Below are 22,082 nucleotides of genomic sequence, written 5' to 3'. Positions count from 1 at the left end.
TCGTAGCTATCGGTGTTTTCGAGTGAGTTTTCTACATTAACCGGAATTTAAAAAAAAGAGGATATTGCCATGAGGGGAGTTGTAAAACCATTACTTACTGCTGTTTGTGCATCTTTGTTGTTTGCATGTTCAGATAGCGACAACAAACTACCAGAAGTAGAGCCGCCCACGACACCACCAGATCCACAAACCACGGACCCTTTTCTTCGTGTAACACATGCTTCGCCTGACGCGCCTGCGGTGGATATTCTGGCCAACGGTGAAGTTCTAGCCGATCTGACATCAGTAGATTATCAGGTTTCTTCCGGTTGGATTTCAGTTCCTGATGCTACTTATGATGTGCAGGTAGAGGCATTGTTGCCCGGCGATACGTCGATAACGGCTATTGAAGCCTCTCTAACTTTGGAAGACGATAAAACCTATGACGTTATTGCCATAGACACCACGGCGAACATCATGCCTCTGGTTATTGAAAACGATTTGGCTGAGGTGACCGAAGGTAATGTACGGTTGCAGGTGGTACACGCCGCACCAGCAGCACCAATGGTGGACGTTTATGTAACTGCACCTGATGCAGATATCGCTGCTGCACAACCCGTCGCTACCGCGTCATTTATGGACTATACCGGGCAGGTGGAAGTACCTGCTGGTGATTATCAAATCCGAATTGCCGCCGCAGGTACCGAGACGGTGGTGTTTGACTCGGGCAGCTTAAGCCTCGCAGCAGGAGCCGATTTACTGGTGCTTGCCACTGAAAATGTCGGTGCCGGAGAATCTCCAGTAACTTTATTAGTGGCCGATGGCACTAGCTCGTTCCTCGTCTGGGATGCGTCTGCTGGAGCCGATCTACGTGTGGTACATGCCGTCGCCGATGCGCCAGCCGTTGATGTTATTGCCAACAACGAAGCTGTGCTGGTGGAAAATGCCCCGTTTCTCGCTGCAACCGGATATCTTAACGTGCCTGCTGCGGACTATTTAATCGACGTCGCGGCTACTGGAGGTGGTGCCACTGTAATTGATGATGCCGCGGTAACACTTGCTCAAGGTCAAACCTACACAGCGATTGCCAACAGCGAGTTGGCCAGCATAGGTCTTGATCTGGTGATGGATACGCCTCGTCGCATAGCAACTGCGGCGCAGGTGCGAATTTTCCATGCCTCTCCGGGCGCAGGCGATGTGGACATTTATGTCACTGCTGATGGCGATATTGATAGCGCCGAGCCAGCCTTTTCTGGAGTACCATTCACTTCGCCCGTGCTGGCTGAGACTGGCTATGTGCAGTTATCCGCCGGTGATTATTTTGTCACGGTCACTGTGGCGGGTACTAAAACGGCAGCGATAGAAACTGGTATGTTGTCGCTTGCAGCAGGCAGCATCTACACCGCTATTGCGGTTGATGCAGCTGGTGGTGGTTTACCACCACAGCTCATTCTGATGGATGATTTTTAATCGTTACAGGTTTAGTAACCAACTTTGGCCCGGTTCGCCGGGCTTTTTTGTGTCAGCTGAATTGTGATTACTCAGCCAAGGGGATCCTGCCAACGGGAGCAAATCCTTTTATTACTTGTGCCTCAGGAGCGATTTTAAACAGGTCGCCATTGAACCCCGTTAATTGTGTTGGTACATGACATTCCTTAGCAATTTGGGCGTTGCGCTCCATGTGGGCAGCTTCACCATGAGTAGGAATGGCAATCTGTGGTTGCAAAGCTTTGTAAAAGTGGCGCAATTCTTCTTCGTTGGGATGACCTGAGGCATGCACAGGAATATTACTGGTTTCGGCTTGCACCACCGCAATATTGTGGGCTTTAAGCTTATTAACCAGACGCTCTATTTTGAGTTCGTTATCGGGAATAATGACCGAACTGAATATTACCGTGTCCCCTTTGTCCAGGTCTATTTGCCTATAGTAGCCATCAGCCATGCGATTTAGTACCGCTCGCTCCTCTCCCTGACTGCCGGTAACCGCTACCAGTACCTCATCGGGCGGTAAATAACCGACAGTGTTGGGATCCTGAATAGTGAGATCTTCAGGCCAATGGCCGGTGAGTCGTGCCACCGCCACTGTGTTTTCCAATGCTCTGCCCAACAGGGCAAAGTAGCGCCCCGTTTCATTGGCGATACGGGCCAGTGAAATCAGTCGCGCAATATTGGTACTAAAACAAGCCACTGCCACCCGGCCTTGGGCCTGAGCGATATGAGCCTTGAGTCCTTCGTAGCAGTCGTGCTCCGACAGCGAATAACCGGGTTTTAAGGCATTGGTGGAATCACACACTGTCGCCAGGAAGTTGTATCTGGTCAGTCGTTTTAAGGCATTGGGGTTTAGTGGTTTGCCCAGCACTGGCTTGTTATCCAGTTTCCAGTCTGCGCTGTGGAAGACACTGCCGGCCTGGGTTTTCAGAGAAAGACCAAATGGCTCAGGCAGTGAGTGATTCATGGGATGCCATTGCACCTCAAATGGACCTATGTGATGAATTTCATATTCGGTGACTTCGTGGATCACTGGCGGGCGCTTTTCTCCCTCTCGCTGAAATTTGCGCCGCAGTATTTCTGCGGTAAAGGGTGTGGTGTAGACGTCAGCTTTAAAGCGCCGCCATAAGCGCGCAAGGGCACCGATATGATCTTCGTGGGCGTGGCTGATCACAATACCGCAAAGCTGCTCTTTGCGTTTGCTGATAAAGCTCGGATCTGCGGCCACAATATCAAATTTGTGTGCCTGTTGATCATCAATTTTAGCATCGAAAGTAATGCCACAATCCACCATTAACCAGGCACCATCATGACCGTATAAATTCAGGTTCATGCCAATTTCACCCGTGCCGCCCAAAGGCAAAAACCACAAATCTTGGGCGCCAGGTGTGTGCTTTATGTCGTCCTTAAAGATAACCTTCTCCGCAAAAAACTACTAATTGGTCTCACTACAACATATAGGTGGCGGTACCAAAGGCGATATGGGTGTTTTGCTCGTTGTGCAATTCCATACGGCACACAGCCACTTTATTGCCTTTGCGAATCATCTGGGCGGTGGCGGTAAACTGCTCGCCTTTTCCGGGGCGTAAATAATCCACCCGCATATCAATGGTGCCAATGCGGCCCACCCGCTGATTAAATTCCTGAGCAGTCAGATTGTCCAGGTCTTTGGCCACATATAACATGGCCATTAAGCCGCCCACGGTATCCAAAATCGCCGCAGTGACTCCACCGTGCAGAATTTTCTGATAGGGATTACCCATCAGGCTGTCCTGCCAGTTAAGGGTAATGGTGGCTTTTTCGAAATTGTCTCTGTGAACGTTTAAGCCTAAAAAGCGGTTAAAAGGTAATTGTTGGTCAAAAACATCCATGACCAAATCCATCATGTCCTTTTGCGATAATTTTGCTTCTTGCATAAGGTTTCCTGGGTTTTTAGATGATTAGCGGCGCAAAAACTTTTAAACTAGCGACTCATTGCGAATGCGTTGTCGCGAAGCCGTTAAAACGCATTACCAAAACAATAACCAGCAGATTACACGAAACCATTTTGAATTCTAGTAGCCAGGCGCTATCGCAAGCGGAATCATGCGACATTGGGGCGCAGAAAATTCTTGAAACCGTATTCGGGTATCGCGATTTTCGCGAGGGGCAGCAGGCCGTAATCGACAATACTCTGGCGGGACAAAACTGCCTGGTGTTGATGCCCACCGGTGGTGGCAAATCTCTGTGCTACCAAATTCCTGCGTTATTGAGTTCGGGCGTTACCATTGTGGTATCGCCACTGCTTTCGTTGATCCGAGATCAGATAGATTCCCTTGCTGCTATGGGGATTGCTGCGGAGTGTTTTAATTCCACACAAACGTCGCAACAGCAAATGCAGGCGGTACAAAATCTGACAAGTGGACATAGCCGCTTATTGTATGTTTCCCCTGAAAAGCTCATGCAGGTACATTTTCTGGATTCCTTGAGTCAGTTAAATATCAGTTTAATCGCCATTGATGAAGCCCACTGTGTTTCGCATTGGGGGCATGACTTTCGACCGGAATATCGCCAGCTGGGGCAGCTAAAACGGGTTTTTCCAGATACACCGGTGATGGCGCTGACCGCAACCGCCGACATAGCCACTCGTTCCGATATTCTGGTGCAATTAGGTATCCAGGATGCTTTTGTGTACCGCGGTAGCTTCGACCGTCCCAACATTCGTTACCTGCTAACGCAAAAGTTTAAACCGCTGCAGCAATTATTGAAGTACCTGGAGCAGCAAGACGGCAGTGGCATTGTGTATTGTAATAGCCGCAATAAAGTGGACACCTTAACGGAGCAATTGTGTCGTCATGGCATCAAAGCAGTGGCTTACCATGCCGGAAAAGACAGCGACGAGCGAGAGTGGGCGCAAGGTCAGTTTTTGCAGGATAAAGTTGAGGTTATCGTGGCCACGGTAGCCTTTGGTATGGGTATCAATAAACCCAATGTGCGCTTTGTAGTGCACTATGATTTGCCTCGCAGTATTGAATCTTATTATCAGGAAACCGGGCGAGCAGGCAGGGATGGCATGCCTGCTGAAGCGCTTTTACTGTTTGATGAAAAAGAGGTAGCCCGCAATAAAGACTGGATTGCGCAATCAGAAAACCCGCAGCGCAGAGAGCTGGAACTCAATAAATTTCAGGCACTAGTTGCCTTTGCCGAAGCGCAAACTTGCCGCCGTCAGGTTTTATTGAACTACTTTTCTGAATTCAGCGACAAAGCTTGTGGAAATTGTGATATTTGTCTGGATCCGCCAAAGCGTTTTGATGCCACAGAAGAGGCGCAAAAAGTACTGTCTTCCATTTTGCGCTTGCAACAACAGGTACCGGCTAAATCCGTGATTGACGTGTTACGCGGTAAAAAACTCAAAGATATGCCTCCTGAATGGTTTGAGCTATCGGTGTACGGAATTGGCCAAAAGCAAACCGATGCCTGGTGGTGGAATCTGATATATCAGCTTATTCACCAAGGGATCATTCGTCAGGACGTGACGCAAAACCTGGCACTCAAACTCACCCAAGCGGCCCGTCCTGTGCTAAAGGCAGAATACGTGCTTACACTTGCGGTGCCGAGGCTTAACTTGTCCTTTGGTAAAACTCAAAAACTGGATGCCAAGAATTATGATCGCAAACTCTTTGCTTTGCTGAAGAATTTGCGCAAGCGTATTGCTGAGCAAGACGAAGTCCCTCCTTACGTGGTGTTTAACGATGCAACACTGGCGGAGATGGCGCAATGGCAACCAACCACACAAAATGAGCTGCTACAAATCAATGGTGTGGGTCACACTAAGTTGAAGAAGTACGGCGAAGCGTTTTTAAAACTCTTGAAGGAATACACTGCCTGATAATTCAGTGCCAGAACCGTCCTCAAGCAAAGTCGTATTGTCCGCCTTTCTCAATGGCTCGTATGTAAGCCTCTCGCCGATGGATTTTGTCAACCCAAGCGCGAATCGTGGGATATTCATCGCAGAGTCCACGTGCAACCGCGGCTTCCAGTGGAAAGCTCATCTGAATATCGGCTCCAGTGAGTCGGTTTGCAGCGAACCAGGCATTTAATCTTAAATGGGTTTCAACAAATGCCAGTTGCCTGGTGATGTTAGGCATTATGAAGCTTTTATTTACCTTGCTGACTATAGCACTGGCGATGGGTTTAACAAAAAATGGTTGGGCGTTTTCCTTGATTTTCTGCATCACCAATTTTAATAGTAATGGTGGCATCATGCTGCCTTCAGCGAAATGTAACCAGTATTGATAGTGCAGGTGATTAGCACAGCTTTCAGGTGGACGCATATCGTCATTACTGTACACGCGCCCAAGGTACTCAACTATGGATCCGGATTCCGCAAGGGTGTGTTCACCATCGGTAAGTACAGGAGATTTACCCAGAGGGTGCACCTTTTTTAACGACTCAGGCGCCAACATGGTTTTTTTGTCACGCTCATAAAATTGAATTTCATAGTCCAGACCTAACTCTTCGAGCATCCATAGAATACGTTGTGAACGAGAGTTGTTGAGGTGATGTACGGTGATCATCAAATTTTCCTGTTAGTGTTTGTTTTGTAGATACAGCGTTTTGATTAAAACGGACCATTACTTTTATTTAATATCTGCCAAACCGCATTGGCGAATCCGGGTAATATCCTAAGAGAGAATTGAATTTCATAAGTGTCAGACGCTATGCGTTTAACTGAGCATTGTTCATTTAAATAACTGGACAGGGTTCGGTAAACAATTAGGGGGGATTCGGAGGTATTTTTTAATCCAGCGTCATTAGCTGCCGTGCTATTAACTAAGCAAGCCACAGGTCTCTGAGATGCCAATGCAGAATTGATATTTGTATAGTGCCGGACATCAAAGCCCCCGGTGGTTACCAGGTTGAGGCTTAACGCCTCCCGCAATGATTTATCTGGCTCTATTAAGCACAGCAACACTTCCGTTCAGCCACATCTTAACAACGGTCTGGCCAACACCAGACCGAATTCTTGTTTAATGTGCCTAGCCGCCAGCAGGTAGGCTGGAGAAATAGGCGGCGAGATTGGCTATGTCTTCATCTGAAAGGGCCGCTGCCATAGGGCTCATTACCGGGTTTTTACGAGTGCCGTCACGGTAAGCTTTAATAGCATCCACAAGGTACAATTCTTTTTGACCCGCCAGGTTGGGGTAGTTGGGGATCATGGAAATACCATTAGCGCCATGACAGGCTGCACAGGTTGTCGCTTTGGCTTTACCTTTCGCCGGGTCGCCCGCTGCGAGGCTTAGGTGAGAAGTGGCGGACAGAACCGCAAAAACTAACAGGCTTTTCAGTGCTTTTTGCATTATTGAGTATCCTAAGTTAATGAAAATAAGTGGGATGTTCTTAAGCATAGCAAGTCTTTTATGCTGTGCTGGCGAATGTAGATCAAATTATCGGCGTATATTTCGCTGATGCTTTATCAAGACCATGACAATTCCAGACCTTGATAAAAAGCTGCTAGTATTGCTGCAAGTTTTTAAACTGAATCAAGCTCAACCCCATGAACTCTCATTTTACCAATATATTTTCCCAGCAACTTAATGGGCTTTGCTCGCCTGTCTTTCCTCAAACTATTCATGGCATTGAGTTAGCTCTGGTGAATCAACCATTAGCAAACGAGTTCGGTTTACAGGCGTTGTTCAGTGACGAAGCACACTGCCTGGCGCAAATCTTTAGTAACGGCGGGGCTCTACATGATAACGCCGTCGCTCAAAAATACGGTGGCCATCAGTTCGGTCACTGGAACCCCGATTTAGGTGATGGACGCGGATTGTTACTGGCCGAGGTAACTAATAAGAAGGGAGAATTGCAGGATTTGCACTTAAAAGGGGCAGGACAAACACCCTACAGCCGCTTCGGTGATGGCCGGGCAGTGTTGCGTTCTACATTGCGGGAGTATCTTGCCAGTGAAGCACTGCATCACCTTGGTATCCCCTCTTCCAGGGCTTTGTGCTTGTTTACCAGTACTCACCCGGTTCAACGAGAAGAGCTGGAAAGCGCCGCCATGATGATCAGGAGCGCGCCCAGCCATATTCGTTTTGGTCATATCGAATACTTTTTCCATACTCAGCAAAAAGACAAGTTACAACAGTTATTCGATTTTGTGTTTAAAACTTATTTTCCGTCGTTGTGTGACAGTAAACAGCGTTATGCCGAACTCTTGCTACAAATTGTGACAGATACCGCGAAGTTAATAGCTTGTTGGCAGGCTTATGGATTCTGCCATGGGGTAATGAATACCGATAATATGTCGATCCACGGTATTACCTTTGATTATGGACCCTATGGTTTTTTAGACAACTTTCAACCGGATTTTGTTTGCAACCATTCTGATTCAGCCGGACGGTATGCATTTGATCAACAGCCCGGCGTTGCACTGTGGAATTTGAATGCCCTGGCGTACGCCTTTTCGGATCACCTGGAGGAAGCACAAATTGCTGAGATTTTGTCGCAATACGAGCCGACGTTATTGCAGGAATACAGTCGCTTGATGGCCTCCCGATTTGGTTTCCTGGCCATGGGCCAACATCAAAACGCTTTGTTGAACGAATATATGCAGCAAATGGAAACGGAACAAAGAGATTTTAATCTCAGCTTCAGGATACTCAATTCTGTGACAGGTTCCGGAGCGAACCAACCCTTTTTAAACCACTTCATTGATCAACAGTGGGCGGCTAATTGGTTAAGTCGATACCTTGAACAGGTGAACAGGCAGGACGAGGTCGAACAAGACCGTCATGCCCGCATGAATAAGGTGAATCCGATTTATGTACTGCGCAACTACCTCGCGCAGCGTGCTATAGAGCAAGCAGAGCAGGGGGACTTTAGTTTCAGCGAAAAATTGTTGGAGGCATTACGGACTCCATTCGATGAGAAACTGGAGTATCAGGAGTTTAGCAAAGCCCCGCCGGCATCAGCCCAGTGTGTCGCCTTGTCCTGTAGTAGTTAATGTTTAAAGGGAATACTCAGTATGCATCAAGAGTTAGATTATCGTTGGGCTACTGCCGAAACTGGCTTACTGCCACGACTCAATGATTTGCAGCGCAATGGTGAGCTGCAATTCAAAAACAGAGATATTGGGGCTGATCGCGAGCAGTTTTTTTTGAGCTGTAGTGGCATCGATTATTTACTGTTTATTGAGCATATATCGGAATCTGCCTGGATTGAGCCAATTGCCCCTAAGGATATGGAAAAGTTACAGTTTTTTTACTCTTTGTTGTGTTGTGACAAGTCAGAATGACGCGATTATGCTATTCTCAACACCATGCTAATGACCTGTTGATTTTGGATTCCTTCTGAAGACGCTAATATTTCTGTTTCTGCTACCGTTTTTTGTACTTGGATTTGCCCAGGCAGAGACCGAGGTTTTGGTACTGAATGAGGAAAATCCACATGTCAATCTCAGCCCTTACGCACGTTATCAGTTAACTGATGATCAGGCTCAGCTTTCTGATATCAAAGGTGCATCAGGAGATTGGCAAACGACTGAATTACCCAAGGTCTTGGGTAAAGAGCAAAGCCTTTGGGGTAAAGTCGCGGTCAGCTACGAATCACTGGAGCGCGCGCGTTACACACTTATCATCAACAATCCCAACTTGAACTATGTCGATATTTTTGTCCTTGATCAGCTAGGACGCATAGTGCATTTCGCCAATATTGGCGCTAACCGCCCTTTCAGTAATCGTCCCTTTAATTATCGGGAGTTTGCTCTGCCATTTGATCTGGATTACGGGCAGACCTTCGACATACTTTTTCGCATCAAAGATGACGGTCCTTTGGTGTTTAACATCAATCTTTGGAAAAGCACGGCATTAATTAAACAGGAAACACGAAATCTGGCATTGATAGGTGCATTTACCGGAGCTTTATTGATTCTGGGGACTTATTTCCTGGTAACCTACCTGATGCTGGACAGTCCGGTGCGATTTTGGTTCGCCATTTCCAATTATGTGTTTTTGATTTTGTTTTTAAACAACGAAGGCGTCATTGGACAGCTGACAGGGTTTACCTCCTACATAGTGCCTGTTTCTCTGGGATTGGTGGCTATTTCTGTGTACTGTGCGGTTAAAGTGTCTTACGCCATGTTGATTGGTATGCCGGGTTACTGGCGACTGGTAAACTATTTGTGTGCCATTGCTTTTGTGGTTATTGCTTTTTGGCCAGATGCTTATTTCCAGATTGTCATGGCTGCTGGCTTGGGGGCCGCGGTAATATTATTGCAGCTATTCCTCGCTATCTTCTATCGCAACCCCTTTAATAGCCTTCCCAATAAGGTCTACATTACGGGTTGGTTAGCCATTAGTTTGACCACCTTGGTTCACACTGTCTTATTTATTGATGGCCAGGTGATGAATACCGGCTCTAATTTAGTTTTCAACCTGCTGATCTTACTCGGTGTTATTTGCATTGCTGTGGCGGTTGAAGCCCACGAAAAAGTATTGATACATCGTCAATACGAACAGCAAAAAAGTACGATTGCGGACTTACAGCGCTTTTACGATTTCTTTCGCAATTCGGCCGAAGGGCTGTTCAGCACCACCCAAGATGGTCAACTTATCTCGGTTAATCCCGCTATGTGTCAGTTATTTGGGTATCAGAATGAGCGTCATCTGTTACAGGAGGTGCGCCACGCCGCCCAGTTTTATGCGAATAAGGATGATCGGGATATCATCATAGGGCAATTGATTAAAGAAGGTAGTTGTCTGGAAAAGGAAGTTAAAGGGATCCGTCGTGATGGCTCAGAGTTTTGGTTTTCCATCTCAGTACAAATGCGAGAAGAAGATGGTACCAAACTACTATTTGGCTCGATTGTGGATATTACTGAGCGCAAGCAATCGGATATCAGTTTGCGTTATATGGCAACCCATGATTCTCTTACCGGTATTTACAATCGCCGCCATTTTGAAGGGCAATTGTCTGAAGCTTTGTCTGTCATGTCTTCAGATCCGCATGAATTGACGCTGCTTTATCTGGACTTGGATCAGTTCAAGATTGTTAACGATTCCTGTGGCCATAAAGCGGGAGACGTATTGATCAAGCAGCTCGCGCAAAAGCTCAATGATGTGGTGATGAACCGAGGCATTTTAGGGCGCATGGGAGGTGACGAGTTTGCGGTGTTGTTGCGCGGCGATGAAGCCGTGTCGGGTTATATGGTGGCGAAAAAGTTATTAAATGCGGTGCAGGAGTATCGATTTATCTGGGACAATCGCATGTTCACATTGGGCGTTAGCATCGGCCTGGTTGAGTATCGCAAAGAAATTCACAGTGCCGAGCAGTTAATGAGCATGGCTGATTCCGCCTGTTATCTGGCCAAGCAACAAGGCCGTAATCAGATTCACGTGTACTCCAGTGAAGATGCTAAAATGCAGCGTTATGAAGCCGATTTGGACTCCATTACCCTGATCAATCGCGCATTGGAAGAAAACCGTTTTGTCTTGCATTACCAACACTACTTACCTTTGCAAAAAGCAAAAGCGGGTCATCAGTATGAGATTTTGTTACGCATACTCGGAGACGATGGCACCACCATTCCCCCTGCGGCGTTTTTGCCAGCTGCAGAGCGATATAATCTCAGTACCAAAATCGATAAATGGGTGGTGGAGCACTTTTTGCTGTGGCTTGCCAACAATCCAGAGCATCTGGCCCAACTGACACAAGCAAATATCAATCTTTGCGGCCTGTCTCTTGGCGATAAAGATTTGAAGCTGTATTTTCTCAATGCTTTTGAAAAGTTCAGTATACCCTACGAGAAGATCTGCTTTGAGATAACGGAAAGCACCGCCATTGTTAAACTGGAAGAGACCCTTGATTTCATCAACACCTTTAGAAAGCTCGGTTGTAAATTTGCTCTGGATGATTTCGGTATTGGGTTTTCATCTTATGAACATTTGAAAAAGCTTCCTGTAGACTACGTAAAAATCGATGGCAGTTTTGTTAAAGATATATTAGTGGATCCCATCGATATGGCCATGGTGTGCTCGATGAAAGATGTAGCTAAAGCCATGGGTATCGGTACGGTTGCTGAATACGTCGAGTCCTCCGAAATTATGGCTGAACTAGGCAAAATAGGGGTAGATTTCGCTCAGGGATATGGGGTGGCAATACCAGAAGCACTAGATAGCTTTAAAAGTTATAATGATGAAACTTGAATTTTACCCGTGTCGGCAACATATCGGTTCTACCTAGAAACTGAAGTCTTACACTATGTCGCAATTGCTCCCTAAATTTCAATTTGTCAGCTCAGCAAAACTACCTACCCGATTTGGTCAGTTCCAGATCCATGGCTTTGTTGATACGGCAAGCCATCAGGAGCACGTCGCCCTTTCTTATGGTAAATGGAGCGAAGCCGATATTGTGCCTATTCGCATCCATTCTGAGTGTCTGACTGGGGATTCGTTGTTTTCCACGCGTTGTGATTGTGGTTTTCAGTTAGAAAAAGCACTAGCTAATATCGTTACCGAAGGCAAAGGTGTTCTGTTGTACTTGCGGCAAGAAGGCCGTGGCATTGGTTTGCTCAATAAGATCAAAGCCTACAACCTTCAAGACCAAGGTCTGGATACAGTTGAAGCCAATGAGCACCTCGGCTTCGATGCGGATTTACGGGAGTATGACATCTGCAAAGTGATGCTCGATACTTTGCAAGTCAAAAAAGTCAGACTAATGACCAACAATCCAAAGAAGATAGCAGCACTTAAAGATTTGGGTATTGAGATCACGGAACGCGTACCTATCGATCACGGTATTACCGAAGACAATAAACAGTACCTGCAAACCAAAACTCAAAAGCTGGGCCACGCTTTCGATCCTCATTTGTTGAAATAGCTTCCTTCAAAACCGGCGTTCACTGCGTACTTGTATTGTAGGTCCTGCTTTAGCACCATGGATGGTGTGTATGTCCTTTTTGCAGGGAGCAAAAAAAGATGAGTTCGACAAAGATCTTAAATCTACCTTCGTTGTCCGACTGGCCGATTAATGTTCCCGACATAAACGGCATTCACTACGTCCTTGTAGCTCGCCGTTTAAATGTTCCCGACATAAACGGCATTCACTACGTCCTTGTAGCTCGCCGTTTAAATGTTCCCGACATAAACGGCATTCACTACGTCCTTGTAGCTCAATCCGAACCTACACAACCCTCTGTTTTTATTGACTTTCTCAAAAAAGCTCAAAAAACCTTCAAGGTTTTTTTTGAAATAACGATAACCCTAAGTGAGAGAGCCAGTGACAATCACTTAATAAAACCAATAAACGGGTGATTGTTGAATATTAACGATATGACTGTACGACGACAGTCACCGGAAAGCCCAAATACCTCACAAGGCCACCCGGATCGAGAGTGTAGGAGAGAGACAGATGTCTTTATTTGTAAATACCAATGTATCTTCATTGAACGCCCAACGTCAGTTATTCGATTCGGGCAATGCGTTATCCACGTCATTTGAACGTTTATCTTCAGGTTTCCGTATCAACAGAGCCGCAGATGATGCTGCAGGTCTGCAGATTACTGACCGTTTTACCTCACAAATTCAAGGTCTTGACCAATCAGTACGTAACGCCAACGATGCGATTTCACTGGTGCAAACCGCTGAAGGTGCCTTAAACGAAACCACCACGGCATTGCAACGTATCCGTACTTTGGCTATTCAGTCACAAAACGGTATCAACTCTTCAGCTGACAGAGCGGCACTGCAACAAGAAGTGACAGCCCTGGTAGCGGAATTATCAAGAATCGGTACTGATACTCAATTCGCAGGCAATGCATTGCTAAGTGGTGGCTTTTCGGCAGCATTCCAGGTGGGTGCCAACGCAGGTCAAACTATTTCTGTTAACTTATCTTCAAGCGATGGTGCCAGCTTCGGTGCATCAGGTTTGGGTGTAGGAACGGTGGATATTTCAACCGTTGCAGGTGCTTCAGGCGCACTAACTTCAATAGATACTGCGATTTCCTCTATCGGTGCTCAACGTGCTGAGCTGGGTGCTTTACAGAACCGTTTTCAGTCTACCATTCGTAACCTGAGTAACGTGTCTGAGAACTTATCAGGTGCCCGTTCACGTATCAAAGACACTGACTTTGCCACTGAAACAGCCAGTCTGACCCGTAACCAGATCGTCCAGCAGGCCAGTACCACGGTGCTTGCTCAGGCGAATCAGCGTCCTCAGTCAGCGTTATCACTGTTGGGTTAATAGTGTTATAGGTCGAACTTAAACTACATGGACGTAGTGAATGCCGATTTTGTCGGGAACATTAATCGGCGAGCTCGACAGAGGTTCTGAACCAAACACCTTTGTCCGACTAAAGTCGAACCTACAAAATACCTGTAAACCAACAGAGACAATCACAGAACCAAACGATTTCTACCCATATGAAATGTTATCCGCCAGGAGGTAGTGTGAAACCCTATAGGCACGGATAATGTTTCGGAGAGTTTCGCTCACTCTCTCCTAACGTCGGAGCGGTTAGCCGGAATATTTTATTCCGGCTTTTTTCGTTTTTAAGGGAATAAAAATTGACGTAATCACGTATAATTGGAATTGGTATAAAATGGAGTTTTATCATTTTTAAGCGCTATTTGAGGATTTTAAAAGGCTATACTATTATTCGCTTGTTTCGCAATTATCGACGTCAATGTCGGCACATTTTTCAACAGCGAATGAATTCAAAGCAACTGGTTGCAGGCGATTATTTTGAACTAATTGTGCGACAGTATTCACGATGCTTGCATGAAAACACTGATACTCGTTTGCAGGAAAAGGCACAGCGATTAATAAATTTACCGTTTCTGACAGTAACAGATAAAACTTTACTGCCTCCTTCGCAGGTGGGAAATGATTACCTTTCGTTTGCGCCTTATTATTGGCATCGGGATAATCCTGACCCATTCTCTAAGCCCAAAATTGCAAAATATAAGAAAGATGGGCGACCTAATCCCGCTTTAACCCGTTTGTCAGATAAACCCCGTCTGGCACAGATGTGCGCGCGGGTGCATTTGTTAGCTCTTGCTTATAAACAAAGCAAAGACTCACGCTATCTGGATTATATTAATGGCCTTTTGCGTTGCTGGTTTATTGCACCCGAAACAAAGATGAATCCACATATGGAGTACGCGCAAGTGATGCCTTGGCGCAATCACCGCAGAGGACTCGGTATTATTGATGCACGATGGTTGATCTTGCTAATTGACGGACTCGCTATCCTTCGCAGTGAATCAGCTTTGGATGAGGATATTGCTGAAGCATTAACTCAGTGGTTTCAATCGTTGTCTCTGTGGATTCTTAGCTCGCCTTCTGGTTTATTTGAAGTGGCGAAGCGCAATAATCGCGGAAGTTGGGTGGATGCCCTGTTGACCTATTCTGCGTTGGCTCTGGGGATCGAAGAAGCTGCATTGATAGTGGCTGAGTTTGGGATAAAAAATCGACCTCAAGAGCAATTCGACACGCTTATGTTACAACCTTTGGAAATGCGTCGATATACCTTTGTCAGCTACTCTCTTTATAACATTTATCCTTTGTTCTATTTGCTTAACGTGTTGCACTGGAAGTATTCATCAGTGAAGAATGATGAGCGAGTCGATGCGGTTAATCGTGAAACATCTTTACTGAAGTCGGCGGTAAAAATCTTGCAGGACATGATACCTGCCCACGAATTGAATCATATTGAGTCAATCGAGTTTAATGAAAACTTCAGCCTCAATCTTTACTACCCATATTGTTTTGCTCAACTCAGTAATTTTCCTGGTATTTATCCTTTTCCAGTCAGCAAAGCGTAATTTCAGAATGGATAAATTTCAGAAAATCAAACCACACAAATTGTGGGAATAAATATGCATTTTTTGTGAATAAAATGTTGCTGACAAGGGGTGTAAAATAATGCACAATGTTGCCCAAATAATGAGCATTTAAATCCAACGATGACTAACAATAATTCCCATTCCGTTGCTGATGTTGCAGATCTTCTGTATCGCAATAGTATTGGTGGAATTGTTATTTGTATGATCGCCTCTTCCGCTTTAGTATTTGCATTTCCTGCTTCGATCATATTTGAACAAAAAATGTTCTGGTGGGGGATAATTAATCTGTTGATGGGGTTGAGGTTATTGGAAGTCGTTTACTGGCACTTTCAGACACCCGCCAAGCGCAGTAGCAATGCCGAGCATTGGTTGTTCCGGTTTCGAACGGGGGCGATTCTTACCGCATTGTGTTGGGGCTTGTTTGGAGCATTCTCTATGCCCTGGCTTGGTGACGTAGAGTTTGTCACAACCGTTATCATTCTCTCTGCGCTTGCGGGAGCCGCACCCACCCCTTTGTCTGCAGATCGCTTTTTGGCCTTGTTCTACTCTTGTGCGCTGATTCTACCCATTTCCGTTATGGGGCTTTTCGATCTTGAATACATGCGCCAGGTATTGGGTGGCATGGGGGTGTTTTTTGCGTTGACCATGGTATTCAACGGTTTAAAGATAACAGGTTTTACTAAACACGCTATTTACCTGAAAAACCATAATCAAAAGCTATTGCAGCAAGTCTCACTGGATAAGCAAGAATTAGCGTTGAAGAACGATGCCTTAGCCAAATCCAATCAAGAAATTATCAAGGCAAAAGACGGATTGGCTGAAGAGGTTGCACGACAGACCGAAGATTTACGCTTCTTGTCTGAGCATGATGGTTTAACCGGATTGTTTAATCGCGCCGCTTTTCTTTCTCGTTTACAAATGGCGTTATCCGCCTGCTCGGCCTCACGCGCAATATTATTTATTGATTTAAATAAATTTAAAGGGATCAACGATACTCAAGGGCATGATACGGGCGATGAAGTACTTAAAAAAATCGCCTCAATATTGCAAGAGTTACCTGGTGATCCCGTTTGTTGTCGCTGGGGTGGCGACGAGTTTGTGCTATTTTTAACAATGGAAACTAACGATGTTGCCCTGCAGTACGCCGACTTAATCAACATGCTGCTTAAAAATCAGCAGCCAACGTTTGGTTTTGAAGTGTCGGCTGCCATTGGTATAGCCTTCAGCAACAGGCATGGTCAAGATGCTGATGCCTTGATCAGGCGCGCTGATATCGCGATGTTTGTCCATAAAAGAAAGCTTTATGGCAAGGCTGCCGTTGTTTTCGAACCCCATTATCTTTCTGAACTGGAATATAAAGAGTATTTGAGAAACGGCCTGGCTCAAGCCATCCAAAATGACGAACTATTTCTGGTGTTTCAGCCGGTATTTAACCTCCACTCGGGTAAAGTGAGTGGCTATGAAGCGCTTGTACGTTGGCATTTTAAGCAGCAAGTCATTGAACCTGAGGAGTTTATTCCGCTGGCAGAACAAAGTCACCTTATCTGTAACATTGGTTTTTGGGTGCTGGAACGGGCCATTAAAGCCATGCAAGAACACGTGGCTGATGAGTCAATTGTGCTGGCAGTAAATGTGTCGGTACTGCAGCTCAAGACTAATGATTTCGCCAAAAATCTGTTGCAGATATTGAAAACAACGCAGTTCCCCGCCAGTCGCTTACAGTTAGAGATTACCGAAAGTGTCTTTTGTGACGAGCCCGAAAACTTAATGGAAACCTTTTCACTGTTGTCTCTCAAGGGAGTCAGGTTTTGTCTCGACGATTTTGGCACTGGCTATTCTTCGATGGTGCAGTTGCAGGCGTTCCCATTTAGTACCATAAAACTAGATAAGTGTTTTATTTCTGACCTTGAAGGCGCGGGCGGGGCGATTATTCGTTCCGTGGTAATGTTAGCGGGCGAACTTAACATGAACGTTGTCGTTGAAGGGGTAGAAAACAAGAGACAATTGGACTGGGTGCATGACCAAGGGATTAATACCATTCAAGGTTATTTCTGCGCCAAGCCCATGTCCAAACCGGCAGCGGATTTTAAACCCGCTTTGGTATTTGAACAATTCCAGTCGTTTCATTAGAGCTTTTCAATAATCAGGGTAATTTCTCCCACCTCTAAACCGAATTTGTTGATACTGGTGCGGTTGATTAATCTGTCCTCGGTGATGAGGTAAAGCCAGTCATCCAATTTTACATTAAGGGTATCACCATCATAAGGAATGGTGAGTTCATATTGCCAGCGAAATACAGAGCCAACCGTTTTACCCTTTGCTACTCCCACTACATCACCAGCCGTGCCGTTATATTCTCCGTTGCCAAGGTGATTCAAGGTCCAGATACGAGTCTGTTGTTCGCCATCATCGAAATAAAAGAGCTCGTCCAGCGTACCGGTTTCGCCGTCCCATGAGGCATCAATATCTGCTGTAAAGCGCCGTGTCACCTTACCGGAGAAATCCTGCACCATGCCATATACTTTCAGTTTGCCATCAAAAAAGGTTTTTAAATTTAAGTTGGGCTCACTGCCGCGGTAATCATTAATGTCTACAGAGCTACATCCAATTAGCAGTGATGCTGCGGAAGTCAGTAGCAAAGCGAAAATGAATTTCAACTTCATAATATCCTCGTTTTTATCGGACAGGTTAAAGGGATGCGATGAGCTTCTTACGCACTTCAGGCGCGCTGGTGTCTTCGGATAGCCAGATAGCCAAAAATGCCTGGCTAAATTCGGCATCGTCAATCTGGCCTAATAGCTCAGCATTGAAATAGAAAAAACTGCGATTTTGATTATCGATGTAGAGTGTGATGGATTGCTTTTCTTCAACGTCTGGCCACAACTCACTCAAACGCGACAGCCAGGTTTGAGTTTTGGTTTCGTCTTCAAATCCCAGTTTTTTCCACTGTTTAGCGGTTTCTTCCACCAGTTGTTGCTTGGTGAAATCGCGCAGATAGGTGAGTTCCAAAGCCAGCGGATAAGCCTGCTCTTGATATCGGCCATCTGCGGAATACAAACGGGCGTAATAGATATCCCAAAACAAAAAACTTAACTTGCCTTCACCCACCAACTTCATGGATTTCCACGGCGCGTTATTTTCCATAGCATAGCCCTCGGCAGGCAGCAACATAAAGACGATGGCGGCGATCACACGGTACTTACGCAAGCTGTTCATGAGGATGTGCTCTGTTAACAAGACGATAAAAAATGGGTAACAGTAGCCCCCAGGCTATCACCAGAATGATTGCGGTAACCCAAATCCCCATACCTAGCTCCACTGCGCCAAAGCGCGATCCAGATAGGTAACTTAGTGTGCCTCCACAGGCACCTAATATTATCTGCCAATACAGTGGTTTTTCTGCGAGCCAAGCCATACTGTGCCGCAATGTCAGTACGAACCCTATCCACAAACACACGAGCCACAGGGGAAAGTAATCCCCTTCGAATACGTAGACTCCGGCTTGCATCAAAGTAAAGTCTAGAGTTATACCAATCAAAATCGCTTTATAGGTGCGCAAAAAATCAGCTTTGCGTTCTGGGCTGATAGCAAAGTGAATGGCTAACAGCAGGATACAAGCCCACAATCCGGCACTTTGAAAAATAACCGCGGCTATCCAAATCAATTGAAAGATAACAAAGTTGGCAATTTTAAAGTGTTTGGAGGACAACATGATGATGACCTTTAACCTTGAAAACGCGGCTTGCGAGAAACTAAATGCACTGTGCTGATGGCGCGCTGTAAAAACCCACCTTCGCAGTAACACAGATAGTATTCCCAGAGACGTTTGAATTGCTGGTCAAAGCCTTCTTTGGCGAGTTCAGGCCAGGCCTCGAAGAACTTCTCCCGCCAGTCCTGTAGGGTTTTGGCATAATGCAAACCGATATCGTGTAACTCGTGCAACACCATATCCGTATTATTAGACAGGCACTGGCTCATACGTTGTATGGAGGGCAAGCAGCCACCGGGAAAGATATAGGTTTGGATGAAGTCCACATCTTTTCGGTAATGGTCGTACCGTTGATCGGCAATAGTAATAGCCTGGATCAACATCAGGCCATTGGGTTTTAGCAGGCTGGAGCATTTCGCGAAAAAACCATCGAGATATTCATGTCCTACGGCCTCAATCATTTCAATACTTACCAGCTTGTCGAACTCACCTTCCAGCGCTCGATAATCCTTGCGTAGCAACGTAATACTGTCTTGTAAGCCCTCTTGCTCAATACGCTGTGCAGCGTATTCGTGCTGAGCATCTGAAATGGTGGTGGTGGTAACCTGAACGCCGTAGTGTTTTGCCATGTGCACGGCGAGACCGCCCCAACCTGTGCCTATCTCTATGACCTTTTCTCCGGGTTGCAACGCCAGACGTTGACAGATGGTGTCCATTTTATGCACTTGCGCGCTTTCTAAATCCGTTAAGGTATCGGGGTAAATGGCACTGGAATACTGCATGTTGCTGTCTAAGAAGCGTTTATACAGGTGGTTACCTAAATCATAATGCGCCAGGATATTCTTTTTGGCTTGAGCAACGTTGTTGCGATTTTTGAATTTTTTGAAGAAATAGCCCAATCGCACCAACGGACCGAACTTGCTTTCAACCGCATCTAAGGAGTCCTGGTTTGCCACGAAAAATTCAATAACACGAGTGAGGTCCGGTGAATGCCATTTTCCGGCCACATAATCTTCTGCTATACCGATACTGCCCTTGAACATGAGGGTTTTAAATATCTGACGGTCGTATACAACTACCTCAGCTTGGAGCTCTGAGTTTGCATCGCCAAACCCGTAACTCTCTTCGCCAATCTTCATGGTGAGCCGGCCGATACGTGCTTCAGTCAAAATCTTAAATACCATTGATTGATAGAACTCAGTGGTGCGGGAGCGAGTCAGATTTTCAGTTGTTTGTATTTGTTCCATGGGGTTCTCCGTTAAGATTGTGGCTGAGCTGATGGCAACATTTTACGCGCGATACTTTTCCAGATGGGTGCCGGGAGCGCTGCCAGCAGCTTCAAAAAGAAAGTAAAACGAGAAGGAAAGTGCACTTCACTTTTGCGTTTAGCCAACCCTTTAATAATAGCGTTAGATGCGAAATCGACACTGACCTGCATGGGCATTTCGAAATCATTTTTATCAGTAAGTGGTGTTTTTACGAAGCCGGGACTTATCAAACTAACATCGATATTGTGGGGCTTTAACTCAATGGCCAGGGTTTTCGCCAGGTAGCTGGCTCCCGCTTTTGAGGTGCCGTAGGCTGAAGCACGAGGAAAAGGCAAATAGGCGGCACTGGAGCTAACGATGGCTAATTGGCCACCAGAACGCACTTTTGGCAGCAGGGTTTCAAGACAGTAGCCGATGGCCACCAGATTAACTTTGATAACCCGCTCAAAAAGCGCCCCGTCGAAGTGCAAAGGATCGTCTATATACTCACAGTTGCCAGCGTTGAGCAGCAACAGATCCAACTGTCCCTCAATCTGAGAGGCCGCCTGAACAATCTGCTCTGGCTCCGTGACGTCAAACGCCAATGCCTGCAAGTTGGAGGTTTTATTTTGTAACGCTTGCAACTTTTCACTGTTGCGGCCACAGGCATATACCCGCCACCCTTGGTTGGCATAATCTTTTGCTAACTGTTCACCGATGCCCGAGGAAGCTCCGGTGATCAAAATCTGTTTCATGGCAATTCTCAACAATGTTGACTTGTAATGAATTACGCAGCGGAAACAGGATTGGGTCAGTTAAACTTATTTAATCTTATAGTAATTTATTAGGTTTTCATTTCATCGCTAATGGCGATGAGTTTATCCACCATACCTGGCTCTGTGGGAATGTGGGCACCATCTGCGACAATATGCAGATGACTATGGGGCAATTGTTGATGCAAATCCCACGCTGTACCCACCGGGCAAATGGCATCATAGCGGCCGTGCACTATGTGAGTTGGGATGGACTGCAATCTATGCACATTATCCAGTACATAGTTGTCATCAGGCAGGAAAAAGTTGTGCTGTGCGAAATGGCACTCGGTGCGCGCTAATGCCAGCATTTTATCCGTGGCGGTAATGTCTCTGCTGGATTGGGAGTTGGGTAACAGGGTCATGGTATTAGCACCGTAGCTGGCCCAAATTAAGGCTAACTTTTTAGCTCGCTCTTTATCGTCACCAGACAGAACTTCATAGTATTTAGCGACAATGTCTTGGTCCGGGGATTCTTTAAATGGCGCTTTAAATTTTGCCCATTGCTCCGGGAAAATCTGAGCTGTACCCACTCCACCATAGACCCAATCTATATCTTTGCCGCGGCCCAAAAAAACGCCTCTGAGGATCAAACCTGAGATTGCCTCGGGATATTTGATGGCGTAACAGAGGGCCAACAGGCTGCCCCAGCTGCCACTCATCACCAACCAGCGCTCGATGCCAAGATGCTTACGTAGCTTTTCCAGGTCTTCGACAATATGCCAGGTTTCATTTTCCTCAAGTTCTGCATAGGGCCTACTTCGGCCCGCACCGCGTTGGTCTGGCAAAATAATACGATAGTGCTGCGCATCAAAAAAGCGTCGATAAACAGGCAAAATCCCCAGACCCGGTCCACCATGTAAAAACAACGCCGCTTGTCCATTCGGGTTGCCAGCTTCTTCAAAATGTATCAGGTGTAGTTCAGACACTTTAAGCTTTTCTTGTCGGTAGGGTTCAATGGCGGGGTAAAGTTGCTTCAAATCGGTTGCGCTCCATAGCCAAAAGGTAACCTTGTAAGGTTACC

Annotated in this window: 19 protein-coding genes; 9 read left to right on the top strand and 10 right to left on the bottom strand. The window is 46.0% G+C overall.

Features of this window, described 5'->3' with window-relative positions:
• The first annotated feature begins 69 nt into the window (after window positions 1-69).
• Window positions 70-1,449 (top strand): DUF4397 domain-containing protein, encoded by a 1,380-nt coding sequence (locus AABA75_RS20510; protein ID WP_338294601.1) that lies wholly within the window; start codon window positions 70-72, stop codon window positions 1,447-1,449.
• 67 nt (window positions 1,450-1,516) lie between these two features.
• Here the strand turns inward: AABA75_RS20510 and AABA75_RS20505 are convergent, their stop codons facing one another.
• A complete protein-coding gene (locus AABA75_RS20505; RefSeq protein WP_338294895.1) occupies window positions 1,517-2,800 on the bottom strand; it encodes a ribonuclease J in 1,284 nt (427 codons plus the stop codon).
• Window positions 2,801-2,915: 115 nt separating this feature from the next.
• A complete protein-coding gene (locus tag AABA75_RS20500) occupies window positions 2,916-3,383 on the bottom strand; it encodes a thioesterase family protein (RefSeq protein ID WP_338294600.1) in 468 nt (155 codons plus the stop codon).
• 131 nt (window positions 3,384-3,514) lie between these two features.
• Here AABA75_RS20500 and recQ point away from each other — a divergent pair, with 131 nt between their 5' ends.
• Window positions 3,515-5,335 (top strand): DNA helicase RecQ, encoded by a 1,821-nt coding sequence (gene recQ / locus AABA75_RS20495; protein WP_338294599.1) that lies wholly within the window; start codon window positions 3,515-3,517, stop codon window positions 5,333-5,335.
• A 22-nt stretch (window positions 5,336-5,357) separates the two neighbouring features.
• Here recQ and AABA75_RS20490 read toward each other — a convergent pair whose 3' ends face one another.
• Together AABA75_RS20490 and AABA75_RS20485 are read right to left on the bottom strand one after the other, a co-directional pair.
• Window positions 5,358-6,023: a glutathione S-transferase gene (locus AABA75_RS20490; protein WP_338294598.1), complete on the bottom strand. Its 666-nt coding sequence runs from the start codon at window positions 6,021-6,023 to the stop codon at window positions 5,358-5,360.
• Between the two features lie 462 nt (window positions 6,024-6,485).
• Window positions 6,486-6,806, bottom strand: coding sequence for a c-type cytochrome (locus tag AABA75_RS20485; RefSeq protein WP_338294597.1), 321 nt, complete (start codon window positions 6,804-6,806; stop codon window positions 6,486-6,488).
• Between the two features lie 197 nt (window positions 6,807-7,003).
• Here AABA75_RS20485 and AABA75_RS20480 point away from each other — a divergent pair, with 197 nt between their 5' ends.
• From AABA75_RS20480 to AABA75_RS20450, 7 genes are all read left to right on the top strand, one after another.
• On the top strand, window positions 7,004-8,452 hold the full coding sequence (locus AABA75_RS20480; RefSeq protein ID WP_338294596.1) for a protein adenylyltransferase SelO: 1,449 nt from the start codon (window positions 7,004-7,006) through the stop codon (window positions 8,450-8,452).
• A gap of 21 nt (window positions 8,453-8,473) precedes the next feature.
• The gene (locus AABA75_RS20475; RefSeq protein ID WP_338294595.1) at window positions 8,474-8,743 is read left to right on the top strand and encodes a DUF3630 family protein; all 270 of its coding nucleotides are present in this window, start codon (window positions 8,474-8,476) and stop codon (window positions 8,741-8,743) included.
• A gap of 127 nt (window positions 8,744-8,870) precedes the next feature.
• A complete protein-coding gene (locus tag AABA75_RS20470) occupies window positions 8,871-11,651 on the top strand; it encodes an EAL domain-containing protein (RefSeq protein ID WP_338294594.1) in 2,781 nt (926 codons plus the stop codon).
• 55 nt (window positions 11,652-11,706) lie between these two features.
• Complete coding sequence (ribA, locus tag AABA75_RS20465; RefSeq protein WP_338294593.1) at window positions 11,707-12,324, top strand: GTP cyclohydrolase II; 618 nt, start codon at window positions 11,707-11,709, stop codon at window positions 12,322-12,324.
• 531 nt (window positions 12,325-12,855) lie between these two features.
• Window positions 12,856-13,686, top strand: a complete 831-nt coding sequence (locus AABA75_RS20460) for a flagellin (protein ID WP_338294592.1) — start codon at window positions 12,856-12,858, stop codon at window positions 13,684-13,686.
• Between the two features lie 467 nt (window positions 13,687-14,153).
• A complete protein-coding gene (locus tag AABA75_RS20455; RefSeq protein WP_338294591.1) occupies window positions 14,154-15,269 on the top strand; it encodes an alginate lyase family protein in 1,116 nt (371 codons plus the stop codon).
• Between the two features lie 141 nt (window positions 15,270-15,410).
• Window positions 15,411-17,420 (top strand): putative bifunctional diguanylate cyclase/phosphodiesterase, encoded by a 2,010-nt coding sequence (locus AABA75_RS20450; RefSeq protein ID WP_338294590.1) that lies wholly within the window; start codon window positions 15,411-15,413, stop codon window positions 17,418-17,420.
• Here the strand turns inward: AABA75_RS20450 and AABA75_RS20445 are convergent.
• The 6 genes from AABA75_RS20445 to pip all read right to left on the bottom strand — a co-directional run bounded on the left by AABA75_RS20445 (window position 17,417) and on the right by pip (window position 22,038).
• A complete protein-coding gene (locus AABA75_RS20445) occupies window positions 17,417-17,953 on the bottom strand; it encodes a DUF3833 domain-containing protein (RefSeq protein WP_338294589.1) in 537 nt (178 codons plus the stop codon). The two genes, AABA75_RS20450 and AABA75_RS20445, sit on opposite strands and share 4 nt — an antisense overlap.
• A gap of 25 nt (window positions 17,954-17,978) precedes the next feature.
• Window positions 17,979-18,506, bottom strand: coding sequence for a chalcone isomerase family protein (locus AABA75_RS20440; protein ID WP_338294588.1), 528 nt, complete (start codon window positions 18,504-18,506; stop codon window positions 17,979-17,981).
• On the bottom strand, window positions 18,490-19,002 hold the full coding sequence (locus AABA75_RS20435) for a DUF2878 domain-containing protein (RefSeq protein WP_338294587.1): 513 nt from the start codon (window positions 19,000-19,002) through the stop codon (window positions 18,490-18,492). Before AABA75_RS20435 ends, AABA75_RS20440 begins: the two co-directional genes overlap by 17 nt.
• A gap of 11 nt (window positions 19,003-19,013) precedes the next feature.
• Window positions 19,014-20,246 (bottom strand): SAM-dependent methyltransferase, encoded by a 1,233-nt coding sequence (locus tag AABA75_RS20430; RefSeq protein ID WP_338294586.1) that lies wholly within the window; start codon window positions 20,244-20,246, stop codon window positions 19,014-19,016.
• 11 nt (window positions 20,247-20,257) lie between these two features.
• Window positions 20,258-21,001, bottom strand: coding sequence for an SDR family NAD(P)-dependent oxidoreductase (locus AABA75_RS20425; RefSeq protein ID WP_338294585.1), 744 nt, complete (start codon window positions 20,999-21,001; stop codon window positions 20,258-20,260).
• A gap of 89 nt (window positions 21,002-21,090) precedes the next feature.
• Complete coding sequence (gene pip, locus AABA75_RS20420) at window positions 21,091-22,038, bottom strand: prolyl aminopeptidase (protein ID WP_338294584.1); 948 nt, start codon at window positions 22,036-22,038, stop codon at window positions 21,091-21,093.
• Between the last annotated feature and the right edge of the window lie 44 nt (window positions 22,039-22,082).

Origin of the sequence: Planctobacterium marinum (assembly GCF_036322805.1) — a bacterium.
In the GTDB taxonomy this organism is placed as follows: domain Bacteria; phylum Pseudomonadota; class Gammaproteobacteria; order Enterobacterales; family Alteromonadaceae; genus Planctobacterium; species Planctobacterium marinum_A.
The sequence above is the reverse complement of the archived record's forward strand: the minus strand, read 5'-3'. Positions and strand labels throughout refer to the sequence as shown.

Coding starts and splice junctions, on each gene's coding strand:
- AABA75_RS20510 (WP_338294601.1), top strand. CDS start 70: ATGAGGGGAGTTGTAAAACCATTACTTACTGCTGTTTGTGCATCTTTG.
- AABA75_RS20505 (WP_338294895.1), bottom strand. CDS start 2,800: ATGAACCTGAATTTATACGGTCATGATGGTGCCTGGTTAATGGTGGAT.
- AABA75_RS20500 (WP_338294600.1), bottom strand. CDS start 3,383: ATGCAAGAAGCAAAATTATCGCAAAAGGACATGATGGATTTGGTCATG.
- AABA75_RS20490 (WP_338294598.1), bottom strand. CDS start 6,023: ATGATCACCGTACATCACCTCAACAACTCTCGTTCACAACGTATTCTA.
- AABA75_RS20485 (WP_338294597.1), bottom strand. CDS start 6,806: ATGCAAAAAGCACTGAAAAGCCTGTTAGTTTTTGCGGTTCTGTCCGCC.
- AABA75_RS20480 (WP_338294596.1), top strand. CDS start 7,004: ATGAACTCTCATTTTACCAATATATTTTCCCAGCAACTTAATGGGCTT.
- AABA75_RS20475 (WP_338294595.1), top strand. CDS start 8,474: ATGCATCAAGAGTTAGATTATCGTTGGGCTACTGCCGAAACTGGCTTA.
- ribA (WP_338294593.1), top strand. CDS start 11,707: ATGTCGCAATTGCTCCCTAAATTTCAATTTGTCAGCTCAGCAAAACTA.
- AABA75_RS20460 (WP_338294592.1), top strand. CDS start 12,856: ATGTCTTTATTTGTAAATACCAATGTATCTTCATTGAACGCCCAACGT.
- AABA75_RS20455 (WP_338294591.1), top strand. CDS start 14,154: ATGAATTCAAAGCAACTGGTTGCAGGCGATTATTTTGAACTAATTGTG.
- AABA75_RS20450 (WP_338294590.1), top strand. CDS start 15,411: ATGACTAACAATAATTCCCATTCCGTTGCTGATGTTGCAGATCTTCTG.
- AABA75_RS20445 (WP_338294589.1), bottom strand. CDS start 17,953: ATGAAGTTGAAATTCATTTTCGCTTTGCTACTGACTTCCGCAGCATCA.
- AABA75_RS20440 (WP_338294588.1), bottom strand. CDS start 18,506: ATGAACAGCTTGCGTAAGTACCGTGTGATCGCCGCCATCGTCTTTATG.
- AABA75_RS20435 (WP_338294587.1), bottom strand. CDS start 19,002: ATGTTGTCCTCCAAACACTTTAAAATTGCCAACTTTGTTATCTTTCAA.
- AABA75_RS20430 (WP_338294586.1), bottom strand. CDS start 20,246: ATGGAACAAATACAAACAACTGAAAATCTGACTCGCTCCCGCACCACT.
- AABA75_RS20425 (WP_338294585.1), bottom strand. CDS start 21,001: ATGAAACAGATTTTGATCACCGGAGCTTCCTCGGGCATCGGTGAACAG.